General features: G+C 59.9%; 14 protein-coding genes and 1 riboswitch. Of the genes, 8 read left to right on the forward strand and 6 right to left on the reverse strand.

The genetic code is table 11. The features are described 5' to 3' along the window. The first annotated feature begins 107 nt into the window (after window positions 1-107). The 4 genes from obgE to NW828_RS08275 are packed head-to-tail and all read left to right on the forward strand — an operon-like array spanning window position 108 to window position 2985. Window positions 108-1166 (forward strand): GTPase ObgE, encoded by a 1059-nt coding sequence (obgE, locus tag NW828_RS08260; RefSeq protein ID WP_414383139.1) that lies wholly within the window; start codon window positions 108-110, stop codon window positions 1164-1166. A gap of 39 nt (window positions 1167-1205) precedes the next feature. Further along, a complete protein-coding gene (locus NW828_RS08265; protein WP_238376778.1) occupies window positions 1206-1580 on the forward strand; it encodes a hypothetical protein in 375 nt (124 codons plus the stop codon). Between the two features lie 18 nt (window positions 1581-1598). Then, window positions 1599-2312, forward strand: a complete 714-nt coding sequence (locus NW828_RS08270) for an L-threonylcarbamoyladenylate synthase (RefSeq protein ID WP_414350514.1) — start codon at window positions 1599-1601, stop codon at window positions 2310-2312. Between the two features lie 55 nt (window positions 2313-2367). Continuing rightward, on the forward strand, window positions 2368-2985 hold the full coding sequence (locus tag NW828_RS08275) for a PAP/fibrillin family protein (RefSeq protein ID WP_414383141.1): 618 nt from the start codon (window positions 2368-2370) through the stop codon (window positions 2983-2985). Here NW828_RS08275 and NW828_RS08280 read toward each other — a convergent pair. The 6 genes from NW828_RS08280 to trpC form a co-directional block, all read right to left on the reverse strand. After that, the gene (locus tag NW828_RS08280; protein WP_414383143.1) at window positions 2982-3875 is read right to left on the reverse strand and encodes a hypothetical protein; all 894 of its coding nucleotides are present in this window, start codon (window positions 3873-3875) and stop codon (window positions 2982-2984) included. The two genes, NW828_RS08275 and NW828_RS08280, sit on opposite strands and share 4 nt — an antisense overlap. Before the next feature lie 97 nt (window positions 3876-3972). After that, window positions 3973-5013 (reverse strand): sirohydrochlorin chelatase, encoded by a 1041-nt coding sequence (locus tag NW828_RS08285; protein WP_414383157.1) that lies wholly within the window; start codon window positions 5011-5013, stop codon window positions 3973-3975. A 32-nt stretch (window positions 5014-5045) separates the two neighbouring features. Then, a riboswitch (cobalamin riboswitch) is annotated at window positions 5046-5182 on the reverse strand. Between the two features lie 127 nt (window positions 5183-5309). Beyond that, a complete protein-coding gene (locus NW828_RS08290; RefSeq protein ID WP_414383145.1) occupies window positions 5310-7625 on the reverse strand; it encodes a heavy metal translocating P-type ATPase in 2316 nt (771 codons plus the stop codon). Between the two features lie 112 nt (window positions 7626-7737). Beyond that, window positions 7738-7932, reverse strand: a complete 195-nt coding sequence (locus NW828_RS08295) for a copper chaperone (RefSeq protein ID WP_414383147.1) — start codon at window positions 7930-7932, stop codon at window positions 7738-7740. A 59-nt stretch (window positions 7933-7991) separates the two neighbouring features. Then, on the reverse strand, window positions 7992-8231 hold the full coding sequence (locus NW828_RS08300; RefSeq protein WP_041436722.1) for a DUF5340 domain-containing protein: 240 nt from the start codon (window positions 8229-8231) through the stop codon (window positions 7992-7994). A 65-nt stretch (window positions 8232-8296) separates the two neighbouring features. Next, window positions 8297-9217: an indole-3-glycerol phosphate synthase TrpC gene (trpC, locus tag NW828_RS08305; RefSeq protein ID WP_414383149.1), complete on the reverse strand. Its 921-nt coding sequence runs from the start codon at window positions 9215-9217 to the stop codon at window positions 8297-8299. A 277-nt stretch (window positions 9218-9494) separates the two neighbouring features. On the opposite strand from trpC, the gene hmpF reads away from it, so the two are divergent. The 4 genes from hmpF (at window position 9495) to fabD (ending at window position 14545) form a co-directional block, all read left to right on the forward strand. Then, the gene (hmpF, locus tag NW828_RS08310; protein WP_414383151.1) at window positions 9495-11222 is read left to right on the forward strand and encodes a pilus motility taxis protein HmpF; all 1728 of its coding nucleotides are present in this window, start codon (window positions 9495-9497) and stop codon (window positions 11220-11222) included. 360 nt (window positions 11223-11582) lie between these two features. Further along, window positions 11583-12686 (forward strand): phosphate acyltransferase PlsX, encoded by a 1104-nt coding sequence (gene plsX, locus NW828_RS08315; RefSeq protein WP_414383159.1) that lies wholly within the window; start codon window positions 11583-11585, stop codon window positions 12684-12686. Next, a complete protein-coding gene (locus tag NW828_RS08320) occupies window positions 12673-13674 on the forward strand; it encodes a beta-ketoacyl-ACP synthase III (RefSeq protein WP_414383153.1) in 1002 nt (333 codons plus the stop codon). The genes plsX and NW828_RS08320 overlap by 14 nt, the downstream gene beginning before the upstream one ends. 4 nt (window positions 13675-13678) lie before the next feature. Continuing rightward, entirely contained in the window at window positions 13679-14545 is an 867-nt protein-coding gene (gene fabD / locus NW828_RS08325) for an ACP S-malonyltransferase (protein ID WP_414383155.1), read from the forward strand. Window positions 14546-14634: the final 89 nt, after the last annotated feature.

Consider the following 14634-nt stretch of genomic DNA (forward strand, 5'->3'; position numbering starts at 1 on the left):
GGAGGATGTGGCTGGGAAATACCATCGTAGCTTAGAGGAGCGTCTTTTGTGGCAAGTTTCCCGGCATCTTGCCAAGCTGAAAGATAGAAGATTCGGAGGAAGAGCAATTGCACTTTATCGACCAAGCCGAAATTGAAGTGCAAGGGGGAAATGGCGGGGATGGCATCGTTGCCTTCCGCCGTGAGAAGTATGTGCCGGCTGGGGGGCCATCCGGCGGCAATGGCGGGCGGGGCGGCTCGGTGATCTTGGTGGCCGATCCCGGCCTGCAAACTCTGTTGGATTTTCGCTTTCAACCGGTGATCAAGGCGGAACACGGGGCCAAAGGGGGGCCCAACCATCGCAGCGGGGCCAGTGGTGCGGATCGGCTGGTGCGGGTGCCCTGCGGTACTGTGGTGTTCAATGCGGAGACGGGGGAATTGTTGGGCGATCTGGTGGGCAAGGGGGATCAATTGCTGGTAGCCCGTGGGGGCAAAGGCGGCTTGGGCAATGCCCATTTTTTGAGCAACCACAATCGTGCCCCCCGCCAATTTACCAAGGGCGAAGCAGGAGAACGGGTGCGCCTGCGCCTGGAGCTGAAGTTGATTGCCGAGGTGGGCATTGTCGGCCTGCCCAATGCGGGCAAGTCCACTCTGATTTCGGTGGTCTCCTCTGCCCGGCCCAAGATTGCTGACTACCCCTTCACCACGTTGCAGCCCAATTTGGGGGTGGTGCCCCATCCATCGGGAGATGGGGTGGTGTTTGCCGATATTCCGGGGCTGATCGAGGGGGCGCACTTGGGGGTGGGGCTGGGCCATGAGTTTTTGCGCCATGTGGAGCGTACCAGGGTACTGATTCATTTGGTGGATGGCACGGCGGCGGATCCCGTCAAGGATTACCAGGTTATTCAGCAGGAGCTGCGCGCCTACGGCCACGGGTTAATCGATAAGCCACAAATCCTGGTTTTGAACAAGATCGATGTTCTGGATCCCCAGCAGGTTGCCGAGCGCGCCCAGAGGCTGTCTGCTGCTGCCGGCACTTCGGTGGTGACCATTTCTGCGATTGCCAAGCAGGGGCTGGATGCCCTCTTGCAGCGGGTGTGGCAGTGCCTGGGTCGGGGATCCCAACAGCCTGCGCAGTTGGATCTTGTGGGAGCCATCCAGTCCCACGGCGGAAGAATCTTAGAATAGGAAAGCCCCTGCCTTCCCAGAACCCAGAGACGAGTGGCTATGTATATCTCGGCGGAGGATCTGCCACCGGATTTGCGTCAGATCATGTTGGCTGTTGAACAGGCGGCCCAGGCGAGGGCGGGAGCGTGTGTGGAGCTGCTGATGCTCCTGCGGCTGCTGGAGGAGTTGCACCGCGCGATCCTGGAAGGTGCCTTTCGGGAGTCTTTGCCCAATACCCGTCAAGCTCTGTATCGGGTGCTTCAAGATTTGGAAGAAGCGGGCGACTGGCCCTATCTGCCCCGTCTGCACATCCAAGCCCTGATGCAACAACTGAAGGACTGGCCCGAATCTCAGGGATCCCCGCCCGCGTCGGTGCCACCGACCCCCCGCCCTCTTGTGGAAAACCCCCTGGGGGGTAGCTGCTCCCAGTCTTGACCTCTTCCCATCTGCCCGATGGCCGAGTACTTTAAGCTGCATCCGCAACAGCCCCAGGCCCGTTCCATCCGGCGGATTGCGGCGGCTTTGCGGGAGGGAGCGGTGATGCTTTACCCCACCGATACAGTCTATGCCATTGGCTGCGATGTGACCCACAAACAAGCAGTGGAGCGGGTACGCCGTATCAAGCAGCTCTCCAACGACAAGCCTCTTACCTTTTTGTGCCCTTCTCTCTCACGCATTGCCCACTATGCCCAGGTAACCGATTCGGCCTATCGGCTGATGCGGCGGCTGATCCCGGGCCCGTTTACGTTTCTGTTGCCGGCCACCAAGCTGGTGCCCAAGTTGGTGATGGAGCCCAAACGGAAAACCACCGGCATCCGCGTGCCCGACTCGGCCATTTGTCAGGCTTTGCTGGAAGAGTTGGGCAATCCAATTGTCTCGACCTCTGCCAAGCTGGGGGGGGATCCCGTCGGATCCCTGGGCTTAAGTTTTGGGCAAACCTGGGAATGGGAGAGCGATCCCTGGGATGAGGGTGGGATCTTTGCGGCTGAGGAAATGCGGCAGTTGGAAAAACAGGTGGATCTGGTGCTGGATGACGATGCCCCCCGCCGGGCCAAGGTCTCTACGGTAATCGATTTGACGGGATCCGAGCCGCTGGTGGTGCGGGCCGGGCTAGGGTATGAGCAGGTGGCAGATCTAAATCTGAAACCCGTAGAAGAAGACGGTTGAGGGCAGAGGGATCCCGCGTTCTCTAAAATAGGGTCAGTGCCTTCGGAGTGTGCCCATGTCTGAGGCCCTGGCTCAGCAAAAATCGGCTCTGCTGCACCTACTGGAGGCGACCGACCGGGGCCGGAAAGTTTCCCCTGACCAAAAAGCCCAGATTTTGTCTCAAATTGCCGTCCTAGAAGCGCTCAACCCCACCCCCAAGCCAACATCTGCTGCTGAAGGGTTGGAGGGGAACTGGCTCACCCTATTTACCACGAGCACAGCTCTGCTGCGGCTGGCACAGTTGCCTTTTTTGACCACCGGCGAGATCTACCAGTGTATTCGGGCCAAAGCTGGACGAGTCTTCAACGTGGCGGAGATCCAGGGATCCGGTTGGCTGGAGGCTTGGATGCCACGGGGAGTCTTGGCTGTATCAGCGCGCTTTTACCCCGAATCTGAGCGCCGGGTGAGGGTGATTTTCGAGCGATTGGTGCTCGGATCCCAAGCTTTGATGAGCTACGAGATCGAGAGTTTTCTCGATTTGCTCGAGCAGGCTCCAGAGCGAATCCCGGCTATTCAAATCGATATCCGCCGCCGCGAGCCAACGGGCTGGCTGGATATCACCTATTTGGATGAAGATTTGCGGATGGGCCGGGGCAGCGAGGGGAGTGTATTTGTTCTAAAGCGGGTCGGCTAGTCGGAGGATCTAGAGGACTCCGTTTCCGCCCTTTCGTGAGATGGGTTTTGGGTTAGGGTGGAGCTTATTTCCTGTAGAACTTGCAAGGCGCGGTAGGACTCTCGCAAAGTTTGCAGCTCCTGTTGAGTTTGCTCCAGTTGCCGGGCTTTTTGCTCCTGTAAGAAGCGCAGCCTTTGATTTTCGGACGCCGTGCGACGCAGAACGTGCTTGAGTTTCTGCTTCTGCTGCTGAAGCCGAGTCCGCCTCACCTCCAACTGCTGCAGTTGGATTTCTTGGAGTTCCAGTTCTATTTTCAGAGTGGCGACCTGCATCTGGAGTTGGCGAAGTTTTTGGTTGAGCTCTGGCTCTGGTGTGGGTTTTGCCGACTCAGGGCTTGGGGAAGAAGGTGATGACAATTCTTGTAGGGGCTGCAACTGTTGGGCCTTGGCCTGCGAAGCTTGATCCTGGTGCTGCTCGCCCTGCAGTCTTACTTGAGTGTGTTCGCTTACTTCGGTTTCAGTTTCCGTCTGCTGCTCAGCTTGATCAAGAATTTGTCGATCGCGGATCTGGGTTTGAGGATCCTCGTCAACCGACTGCAAAGGGAGAGAATCCTCCTCGGGTTGCCGAGGGTTGCCGCCATAATCGGCAGGATCAAAGGGAGATAGGGTCGCCACCAGCGATTCTCGAAAGTCGCTCCAGGAAGCCGATTGCAGACCCATCTGAACCACCCGCCAGGCCCCATAGGAGGCCCCAGCGGCAGCCAGGATCCCAGGGATCCCGGCCAGGGAGAGGGAAACCTTGGGCAGGGTGGGCAGGATCTGATCCAGCAGCCCCACCACCAGGGCGAAAACAAAGATCCCGCTCCCCGCGGCAGCGGCACCTGAAACCCAAGAGGAGCGGGAGAGCATCATCGTTTTTTCGTCATCACAACCGCTAGAGCGGGAAAACCAGGTTCAAAAATTGCCTGTCTGCACTCAGTTTATCCCGCCAGCAGCCTCTGTTTCCCTCTTAGGGCACCTGCCATGCCCGTTGGTGGTAGCCCTCTAATTGGGCCCAGGGATCCCCAGCCGCTGCGTGGGTGTGGCCGTGCTGAGGGTGATGGTGAGAATGAGGGTGGTGATGGGATCCGTGCCCGTGATGGTGGTGATGATGCTCGTGAGGGTGGTGATGGGTATGCCCAGCTCTGACCTCTGCGCTCACGGCCAGGCGAAACTTGCACAGGTGGCAGTTCATTTGGGTTTGGCCCTGTAGGGCTTCCTGCTCCAGTTGCTGCAGGCTGTGCAGCACCGTGTCCACAAGGCCCAATTCCGGCAGCATCAGCCAGTCGATTTCCGGCTGTCGTTGTCGTTGTTTCTCCACTGCCGCCTCGATTTTTTTCACCAACACCCCCGTAAACAGAAAGTAGGGCAGCACGATCACCCGGCGCGGATGCCAGGACAAGGCCCGCTCCAATCCCACGGGCAGGCGGGGATGGGTAATGCCGATAAAGCAAGTTTCCACAGCGGCAAACCCAGATCCTTCCCAAAGCAACCGGGCCAGTTTACAGGCTTCGGCATTGGCCTCGGGATCGCTGGAGCCGCGACCCACAAACAGGAGCACGGTTTCTGCTTCTGGGATCCGCTGCGGTTGGGCGGCCATCAAAGCGGCCAATCGGTCTCGCAGCAGTTGCAGGATCTCGATGCGGATCCCCAACGGCCCACCGTAACGAATGCGCAACTGGGGATAGAGGGCCTGCAGGCGATCCAATTCCATCGTCACATCGAACTTGTTGTGGCGGGCCCCAAACAGCAACAGCGGCAGGACCACAATCTCTTGCCACCCTTGGGCCAAGCACTGCTCTACCCCCTGGGCAATGGTTGGCTGGGTCAGCTCCAGAAAGCAGGGGATCACCGGTCGATGGGGGGTGAGAGCTTGGTAAGCCTGGGCTAGCTCCAGAAAGGCTTGCTGCCCTTGGGGGTCGCGGGATCCGTGGCCGATAAGCAATAGGGGCAATGAAGGAGAAGCAAGCTGCCCAACCGAAAGGGGAGGGGAAACACTGAGGGTATTCAACACAAAAAACTCCGTTCCTTGTGAATCGCAAGGGGTACAGGACAACGGCAGGTGGGTGTTCTGGCTGAGGGAGGGATCCCATCACAGTTGCGTCACAGTGGCGGATTTGCACCGCGCTTTCCCCAATCTGCCTGAGCCTTTTAGGTTAGCTTGCCGCTTGTCGTTCACCAAGCCCCCTGGGGGGATGTCCTTGTCTGCTAGAAGATAGCCCTGAGGCATGAGCGGTACGGCAGACTCATGCTCAAAGGGCAGCAAAACTGTTGCCGCGCTAATCCCCCTTGCCCCTGGGAGAGGGCCTAACGCCGGCCCGCTGGTCTGGGGGGCTGAAAGTGTCGCAGGCGCAGGGCATTGGCGACCACCGAAACGGAACTCAGGGCCATGGCTGCCCCCGCCAGCATAGGGTTGAGCAACCAGCCTGTAAAGGGATAGAGCGCCCCAGCGGCAATCGGGATCCCCAGCGTATTGTAGATAAAGGCGAAGAAGAGGTTTTGGCGGATGTTGTTGAGGGTGGCCCGGCTGAGTTGAATGGCAGTGGCGACTCCCCGCAGATCTCCCGACATGAGGGTTATATCGCTGGCGGCCATCGCCACATCCGTACCTGTACCAATGGCGATCCCCACATCGGCTTCTGCCAGAGCCGGAGCATCGTTAATGCCATCTCCCACCATCGCCACCCGGTGTCGAGGTTGTCTGAAGCTGCGAATGTAAGCGGCCTTCTGATCGGGGCGGACTTGGGCAATTACCCGCTGAATGCCTGCCTGCCGGGCAATCGCTTGGGCCGTGGTGGGGTTATCCCCGGTCAGCAGGATCACCTCTAGACCCATCTGTTGCAGCTGTTGCACTGCCTCAGGAGAGGTGGGTTTGAGCGGATCGGCAATGGCCAACAGCCCCACCAGGCTCTGGGATTGGGCTACGCCGATCACCGTTTTGCCCTGGCTTTCCCAATTCTGAACCCTCTCTGACCAAGAGGGATCCCAGGGGATCCCCATCTCCTGTAGCCAGCTCAGCCGACCAATGCGGATCCACTGGTCTTCCACCCAGGCTTCTGCCCCACTGCCTATCCTTGCCTGAAAATGCTGGGCAGGAGGGATGGCAATTTTTTCCGCTTCGGCTTTCTGCACCACCGCCTGGGCCAAAGGATGTTCCGAGTGCCGCTCCACCGCCGCTGCCAGGCGCAACACCGCCAGGGGAGAGGAGCCGTGGGCCCAAATATCGGTGACAGTGGGACGACCTTCAGTCAGGGTGCCAGTTTTGTCCAAGACCACCGTGCGCAAGTGGTGGGCCAATTCCAGGCTGTCGGCACTTTTCACCAGGATCCCCAATTCTGCCCCTCGTCCCGTGGCCACCAGGATCGAGGTGGGGGTTGCCAACCCCAGCGCACAAGGGCAGGCGATGATCAGCACCCCAATCGTGTTCACCAAGGCCAGCGTCAGGTTGTCCGCCAACACCCACCAGAGCACGAAAGTTAGAACTGCCACCCCGATCACTGCCGGCACAAACCAGGCAGTCACCCGATCCGCCACCTGTTGAATCGGAGCTTTGGATCCCTGGGCTTCCTGCACCAGGCGCACGATCTGGGCCAGAACCGTGTCTTTGCCCACCCGCCGCGCCTCCATCACAAAGCTGCCCGTCTGATTCAGCGTTGCCCCAATCACCTCATCCCCCGCCGATTTGACAACAGGCAGGCTCTCGCCGGTCACCATCGACTCGTCGAGGCTGGAGGATCCCTCTAGGATTACCCCATCCACCGGCACCTTCTCGCCGGGGCGCACTCGGATCCAATCCCCCACCTGCACCTCCCGAATGGGGACATCCTGCTCCACCCCATGGCGAATTACCCTCGCCGTTTTCGGTTGCAGCCCGATCAGCTTGCGAATGGCTTCGGAGGTTTGCCCCTTAGCCCGTTGCTCCATCCACTTGCCCACCAGGATCAAGGTGGTGACCACCGCCGACACCTCATAATAGACATCCGGGTACAGTCCTTGCCGGTGAAAATAGTCGGGGAAAACCGTTGGGAAAACAGAATAGAAAAAAGCCGCGCTCGTCCCTAAGGCCACCAGCGTGTTCATATCCGCCGAGCGCCGTTGCCAAGCGGCCCAAGCGCCTCGATAAAAATGCTTGCCCACCCAAAACTGCACCGGAGCCGTCAGCAGCAACTGCAACCCAGGATTGTGCAGCCACATGGGAAAGCCCGGGATGTCCATCCCCAGCATCATCGGCAGGGATCCGATCACCAGCACCGTGCTGATGCCCACCCCTATCGCCACCTTGAGCTTCAGTTCCCGTTCTGCGGCCCGTTGGGCGATCCGCTCTGGATCCGACAGATCGTCCAGCTGCCAATCCTCCTGGATAAGGCGCGCCCGATACCCCGCCCGCTCCACCGCCCGAATCAACGCCTGCGGATCCACCAGCCGGGGATCCCCTTTGACGGTGGCCTGCTCACTGGCAAAATTCACGGATCCGGAGGATACTCCCTGCACCTGAGTGAGGGCCTGTTCGATGCTGCGGGCGCAGGAGGCACAGCTCATCCCTTGTAAGGCCAACTGCCAGGTGCCCTCAGGAGAAGGCGCAGAGGCCGATAGCGCACCCGATGACCCTTTATGGGCAGACATGGCAACACCTTGTTGATGAAACGACAGCTACTCTCCACCCTGGGCAGGGCGAAGGCAGCCATCTGTACAGAAATTCAAAACAGACGCCCGACCGTTCTCGACCCAGCCTTGACTAGGCCGGGGGATATCCCACCTGGGTGAGGGCCTGCCGCAAATCGCCCACAGGCCGCCCAGAAGTAATCCGCACCTGTTTGGTTTTGGGATCCCCTTCCACCTGCGCCTGGGGATCCAGTTGCCGCACCGCTTGCGCAATGGTGTCTATACAGGCCCCACAGGCCAGCTTGGGCACCGTCAAAACAACCTGCATCTTGGAAAACCCCCCCAATGCCACTGAAAGGATGCTAAACCTTACAGTGGGCTGGAAGGTCAAGAGGGAGGCTGAGGCTCGTCCATATTCCAGCGGTAGTCCACCTGATAGCCCCGCTGTCGCCACTCTTCCTCCAGTTGCACCTGTTGGGTGAGGGCTTTGCGCAGGGAGTTGATCAGCTCTTGCGTGCGGCCTCGGTTGCCAAAATCCTGTTCCTCTACTGCCGGAAAGGTTTGCCGCTCCAACACCCGCAGCAGAAATTCGTAGTGGATATGAGCCGGCACAGGAATACGTTTCATCGATCCAAGCAATCCTTAGAGATCCATTGTTCTTAACAGAGATCCATATGATGGAGGGTTCTCATTCACTGAGATGACAACAGGTGGCGCACAGCTTGGCTGGGATCCGGCTGGGTCACCAGCGCTTCCCCCACCAGCACAGAGCGCACCCCCCAGGCCCGCAACTGCTGCAGATCGGCGGGGGTATGGATGCCGGACTCGCTGACCACAGGCAGATCGCCAAGGAGCTCCGAGTGGGCGGCCAACAGGTCGCGCGTTGTGTTCAAGTCCACCGTAAAGGTTCTCAGATCGCGATTGTTGATGCCAATGAGCACCTGCCCCCTGGAGTCTTGCAGTTGGGGCAAACGCAGCACCCGCTGCAACTCTTGGGAGGTGTGCACCTCCAGCAGAGCCGCCATGCCCAATTGCCGAATCAGCTTGAGAAAGTAGCCCAAATCCGCATCGGAGAGAATGGCGGCAATCAAGAGCACCGCATCTGCCCCCAGGCTGCGGGCCCAGAGGATTTGGTAGGGGTAGAGAATGAACTCCTTGCAGAGGATGGGGATCCCTACTGCCTGACGGATCTGGCGCAGATACTCGCCGCTGCCCTGAAAGAACCGCTCATCTGTGAGCACCGAGAGGCAACTGGCCCCACCGGCTTCATAGCTCTGGGCAATGGCTACCGGGTCAAAGGGATCCCGCAGAACGCCGCGGCTGGGAGAGGCTTTTTTGACCTCGGCAATCACAGAGATAGGGTGAGGCGACTGGGTAAGGGCCGCCACAAAATCCCGCACCGGCGGGGCTTGATCCAGTTGCCGTTGCAATTCCTTGAGGGGAAGCTGCTCCCGTTGCCGCTCCACCTCCTGCTCTTTATGCCAGACGATCGCTTCCAAAATGTGGCGCGGTTTGGCTTCCGGCGCTGTTGTCTGGTACACCTGAGAGGCTACGACCACCGGCGGGGCAGGAGAACGCCGACGAACAGAAAGCGGCTCACCTTGCAGCTCCATACAACCCCCGAACACAACTCTACACCACACCCTAGACTACTCACCCTAGACTACTTTAGTGCTCGGCCAGCGGTTTGAATAGCTACCCCAGGCATCCCCAAAACTCATCTGGCGAAGGCGTTTTTTTTACCCTATGGTTGAGTCTAGAAAGGTGGTGTAGTCTTTATGCGCCTCGGCGAGCCATGTTCTGGCGGCCGTCCATTTTTCCCCGGCCAGGGGCAGTGGCTCGGTGGGGCTGGGATGGGCCCTATCCATGCTGTTTTAGAGGAGTTCAGGCGTGCTGTACCTAGCAGAGCTATCCAGGCCAATTGGATTTGCCAAGTCGTCTCTGCAATTGCTGGCCAAGCAGCAGCAGGACAATACCTGGGTGGCCGTGAACGAAGAATCCATTACCTTGGAAGGCCGCATCGCCCAGGAGGCTGGGCGCTTCAAGGATGGGTCATTGGTGCTGGCGGAAATCTCCGGCAGCCGTCAGGTCGCCCGCATCAGCGAAGCCGCTCGCCAACTGGTGACCTATCTGCAAAACTTCAGCCAACTTCAGCTCAGAGCCCGCAGCCAGGAAGAGGAGATCGAGGTTTGGAAACAGTCCCTCACCTTTCAGGCGCATGAGCTTACCCGCCGCGAGATGGAGCTAGCAGCCCAGGAAGAAGAGGTGCAGCGGCTGTATGAGCAATACAAGAGTGTGGAGGAAGATCGCAAACTTCTGGACAGCCTCAAAGAGGAACTGGCAGCCCAGCAAGCTTACTTAGCTGAACAACAGCGCCTGATCGGAGAGCAGCGGGAAGCTCTGAATCGGCAGCGGCAAGAGTTGGAAGCCCAGTTGCAAGAAGCTCGCTCCAGCCGCTTGGGGGAGGCAGAAGCAGCGCAGCTACAAGCTTTGATGCAACAGCTCCAGGAGACTCTACATCCGGCTGGGGATCCCTTGGCGCTTCTGCAAAGCTTGAAAAGCCACATTCAGCAGCAGCAGGAGCACTTGAATCAACAGATTGCCCAACTGGAAGCAGAACGTCAGCAGGCCCAGGCCCGGCAAGACGAGCTGGATCGAGACTACCGCGCTTGGCAAGAACGCCACACCGCTTGGTGGGGATCCCGACAATCCCTGGAGCAAAGCCAAGCAGAGTGGCAAACTCGACAGGGATCCCTGCGAGCCCATCAAGAGCACCTGCAGAGGATTCTCCAGCAGCTGCAATCTCAAGAGAGCCTATACCAGAAAGCCTCTCGTCTGGTGCAGGAGTACGACTTTATCGTCGATGGCAGCAGCAACGGCAGGGCTGGGGAGCCGGCGATCTCGGTCGAGGAGCTGGCGGCTTTGGTCAGCCAACTGCGCCGAGATTACGAGCAGCGGGCGGCCCAGGTCAGCCAGCAGCGGGCCGAACTGGAGCAAAACCGGCAAACCCTGCGGGAGCTGCAAGAGCGGCTGGCCAGCGCCTCTCCAGAGGAGCGGTTTGACATCGAGATGGATATCGACTATGCCCAGTCTGCCTGCAGTGCTTTGGAAGAAGCCCTGCTGCCTCAGGAAAAAAACCTGCAGCGAGAGTATGAAGAGTTGACCCGCCAGGAAGCCCGCCTTAGACAGCTGCAAAATCAAGCTGCTGCCCCGGTTCAGGTCGATATTGGGCCGCTCCTGGAACAGATCGGCAGCCAGAAGCAGGATCTTCTCCAAGAAAAAGGTCGTCTGCAAACCCTCATTCAACAACTGGAATCGTCCTTGCCTTCTCAGCAGGAGCAGCTCGCCCGCCAACGGCAGGAATTGGAGCAGCAGTGGCAACACCTGGAGCAAGAGGAGGGATCCCTGCGGGCGCGCGCCCAGGCCATGGCAGAAACCTGGGGTCGCCTCAATCACCTGCAGGCCACCCTCTACCCAGAGCGGGATCGGTGGGCAGCGTTGGCGGGAGAATTGGCGCAGTTGGAGACGGAGCTGGGCCAACACCAGGCCAGAAACTCCACTGCACACGCCCACGTCCAACAGGTACGCTCTCTCTTGGCTGCCCTCACGCAGGCGTGAGGAAGTCCACGTTTCCTATGCAGGGTGGGGAAGAAGCAGCGCAAACGGATCCCTTCGGGCTCGGTGCGGAACCTACGGCCTTGATTGAGGAAAACAAATCTGTTGACATACCCCCCGCTCTAGAGGGCAAGGATTCTGGTTTCTGGTTCTACGACAGCACTTACGAGGAACTGCGTAGCGGTAGGGCGGGGCTTTAGATCCAGTTTTTTGGTACAATTCGGTAGCATCCTGCAGCCATTAAGGCTCCCAATTTTCCGGCAGGGGGACTGCAGAGGTCGCTGCGCTTTCCCTGACGCTTGACTTGCAGTTGCCGAGGATATTCCAGTGTGAGGTCAGCTTGTGCGAATTGCGGTTGATGCGATGGGGGGCGACTACGCTCCCGAAGAGATCATCAAGGGCGCCTTGCTGGCCCATCGGCATCTGCGGGTCGGGATTGCGCTGGTCGGTCGTCCAGATTCCCTCAAGCCCTTTCTGCCCCAACCCTTGCCTGCTGGGATCACCATCGTGCCTGCCGAGGACGATGTGGGCATGGCGGAAGAGCCGCTGATGGTGCGCAAAAAGCCCAAAGCCTCCATCAACATCTCGATGCAACAGGTGCGCTCCAACCAAGCGGATGCCGTGGTGGCCGCTGGGAATACCGGAGCAGCGATGGCTGCGGCCTACCTGAATTTGGGCCGGCTGGCAGGGATCGATCGCCCGGCCATTGGCGCTCTTTTGCCCACTTTGAAAGGCAAGCCGGTGCTGCTGCTGGATGTGGGGGCCAATGTGGATTGCCGGCCCCGCTTTTTGGAGCAGTTTGCCCGCATGGGATCCCTCTACTGCCAGTGCGTGCTGGGGATCGAGAAGCCGCGGGTGGGCCTGCTCAACATCGGCGAGGAGCCCAACAAGGGCAATGATTTGGCTCTGGCCACCCACCAGCGTCTGGCCCAGTTGCCAGGGATCCATTTCGCCGGCAATGCCGAGGGGCGGGATGTGCTGACCGGGGAGTTTGATGTGGTGGTGTGTGACGGCTTTGTGGGCAATGCCCTCCTCAAGTTTGCCGAAAGTGTTGGCCAGGTGATCACCCAGGTGCTGCGGGAGGAGCTGCCCCGCGGCTGGCGCGGCAAGTTGGGCTGCTGGCTGCTCCGGCCCAACCTCAAGCAGGTAAAGCGGCGCATGGACTACGTGGAGTATGGCGGTGCTTTGCTGCTCGGCGTCAACGGCATCTGCGTGATTACCCACGGCAGCTCCAAGGCGCCGATGGTCTACCACGCCATTCGCCTGGCCAAAGAGGCGGCAGAACAGAAAATCCTACAGCGGCTGCAGGCGGAAATGGTTGACCCTCGCGAACCTGAATCCAACCCCAGGCGGCGCACCCGGCCCCTTCAGGTCTACTCTGGCTCTGGCCCGGAAGTGTTGCCGTTGGGATCCCTGGAAAGGACTTCCTCCCGCTGTCCCGAACCCGTGGAAGATGCCCAGCCATAGCCTCCCGACCGTGCGGCTGGTGGGGGCAGGGGCTGCCCTGCCGGATCCCTGCCTGAGCAACGACGATCTCGGCCAGATCGTCGAAACTTCCGACGAATGGATCTGGCCCCGCACCGGCATTCGTCAGCGGCGCATTCTGCCCCCTGAGCTGAGCTTGGTGGATTTGGCGGTCCAGGCAGCCAAGGCCGCTTTGGCTCAGGCCGGGATCTTGCCTCAAGACCTGGATTTGATCCTGCTGGCCACTTCCACCGGTGTCGATCGGTTTGGCTCGGCCCCTCAGGTGCAGGCAGCTCTGGGAGCAACGCGGGCGGTGGCTTTTGATCTGACGGCAGCCTGCACGGGCTTTGTCTTTGCAGTGGCCACGGCAGCGCAGTTTTTGCAAACCGGGCTGTACCGGCGGGCCTTGGTGGTGGCGGCGGATGTGCTCTCCCGTACGGTGGACTGGGCAGATCGCACCACCTGTGTCTTGTTTGGAGATGGGGCCGGGGCGGTGGTTCTGGAGGCGGGGGAAACCGGCGGGATCCTCAGCATTGAGCTGCGCAGCGATGGCAGTGGCAGCCAGCTGCTCAGCTTGTCCATGGCTACAGAGGCCAAGCCCCTGGTGGGATCCCTGCAGGTGGGGCAATACCGCTGCTGCCCCATCACCATGAATGGCCGCGAGGTCTACAAGTTCGCCGTCCAGGCGGTGCCGGAGGTTATCGAGAAGGCTCTCTTCCGGGCCGGGATCCCGGCGGAAGCAGTACAGGGATATTTTATTCATCAGGCCAACCAGCGCATTCTCGATGCGGTAGCCAAGCGCCTGCAGCTGGATCCGCAGCGGGTGGCCAGCGTCTTAGAGCATTACGGCAACACCTCGGGCGCTTCGGTGCCGATTGCCTTGGCCACTTGGATCGAGCAAGGACGCTTTGGCGCCGGCGATCTGGGGGTGATGGCGGGCTTTGGCGCCGGCCTTACCTGGGGGGCGATTGTGTTTCGTTGGGGGAAATGAATTGATGACTGTTGCCTGGATCTATCCCGGCCAGGGATCCCAAGCGGTAGGCATGGGAAGGGACTTGCGGAACTGGCAGGGAGCAGCCCAGAAGTTGGCTTTGGCCCGCCAGATGCTGGGATGGGATCCCTTAGCTCTGTCGGAAGACCAGATCCACCAGACCGGCTACACACAACCGGCTTTGTTCACCGTATCGGCCCTGTTGACGGACTATCTCTACGCCCAGGGACAGGCTCCTGCCTGCACTGCTGGCCACAGTCTGGGCGAATACAGCGCCCTCTACGCTGCCGGCGTGTTTGATTTCGAAACCGGCCTACGGCTGGTGGCGCTGCGGGGCCAACTGATGGAAGCTGCAGGGGATCCCCCGGGCAGCATGGCGGCAGTGATGGGGTTTGACCGCGACAAGCTGGAGCACCTGTGCCAGATGATCCCCGATGTCACCCTTGCCAACGACAACAGCCCGGATCAGGTGGTGATCAGCGGCTCAGTGGAGGGGGTGCAAGCCGTCTGTGAGCAGTTGCAGGCCAAGCGCACCGTTCCCCTCAAGGTAAGTGGCGCCTTTCACTCGCCCTTTATGCAGGCTGCTGCCGAGGAGTTTGCCCACACCTTGCGCGCTGTTGACTTTCAGCCGCCGCGAGTGCCCGTCTACAGCAACTGCACTGCCACCGCCAGCCGGGATCCGCAAGCCCTTAAGCAGGCGCTGCTGGCCCAGATGACTGCCCCTGTCCGCTGGCGAGAAACCGTGTTGCAGATGGCCGCCGACGGCATCCAAGAGGTGTGGGAAATCGGCCCCGGAAATGTTCTGACGGGCTTGGTGAAGCGAACGGTGCCGACCCTGACGCGGTGCAATTTCAGCAACCTCAGCAGCTAGGGGATCTGCTATGGAGCATGACTCTAGTCAATAATAAGCTCAACTATACTGAAAATAATGTATAATATGTTCAGTACGGATTACTACCA

It is taken from the genome of Synechococcus sp. W55.2, assembly GCF_047461635.1.
Taxonomy (GTDB): Bacteria; Cyanobacteriota; Cyanobacteriia; order Thermostichales; family Thermostichaceae; genus Thermostichus.

Coding starts and splice junctions, on each gene's coding strand:
- fabD (WP_414383155.1), top strand. CDS start 13,679: ATGACTGTTGCCTGGATCTATCCCGGCCAGGGATCCCAAGCGGTAGGC.
- NW828_RS08320 (WP_414383153.1), top strand. CDS start 12,673: ATGCCCAGCCATAGCCTCCCGACCGTGCGGCTGGTGGGGGCAGGGGCT.
- NW828_RS08290 (WP_414383145.1), bottom strand. CDS start 7,625: ATGTCTGCCCATAAAGGGTCATCGGGTGCGCTATCGGCCTCTGCGCCT.
- NW828_RS08270 (WP_414350514.1), top strand. CDS start 1,599: ATGGCCGAGTACTTTAAGCTGCATCCGCAACAGCCCCAGGCCCGTTCC.
- trpC (WP_414383149.1), bottom strand. CDS start 9,217: ATGGAGCTGCAAGGTGAGCCGCTTTCTGTTCGTCGGCGTTCTCCTGCC.
- plsX (WP_414383159.1), top strand. CDS start 11,583: ATGGGGGGCGACTACGCTCCCGAAGAGATCATCAAGGGCGCCTTGCTG.
- NW828_RS08280 (WP_414383143.1), bottom strand. CDS start 3,875: ATGATGCTCTCCCGCTCCTCTTGGGTTTCAGGTGCCGCTGCCGCGGGG.
- NW828_RS08275 (WP_414383141.1), top strand. CDS start 2,368: ATGTCTGAGGCCCTGGCTCAGCAAAAATCGGCTCTGCTGCACCTACTG.
- NW828_RS08300 (WP_041436722.1), bottom strand. CDS start 8,231: ATGAAACGTATTCCTGTGCCGGCTCATATCCACTACGAATTTCTGCTG.
- NW828_RS08295 (WP_414383147.1), bottom strand. CDS start 7,932: ATGCAGGTTGTTTTGACGGTGCCCAAGCTGGCCTGTGGGGCCTGTATA.
- NW828_RS08265 (WP_238376778.1), top strand. CDS start 1,206: ATGTATATCTCGGCGGAGGATCTGCCACCGGATTTGCGTCAGATCATG.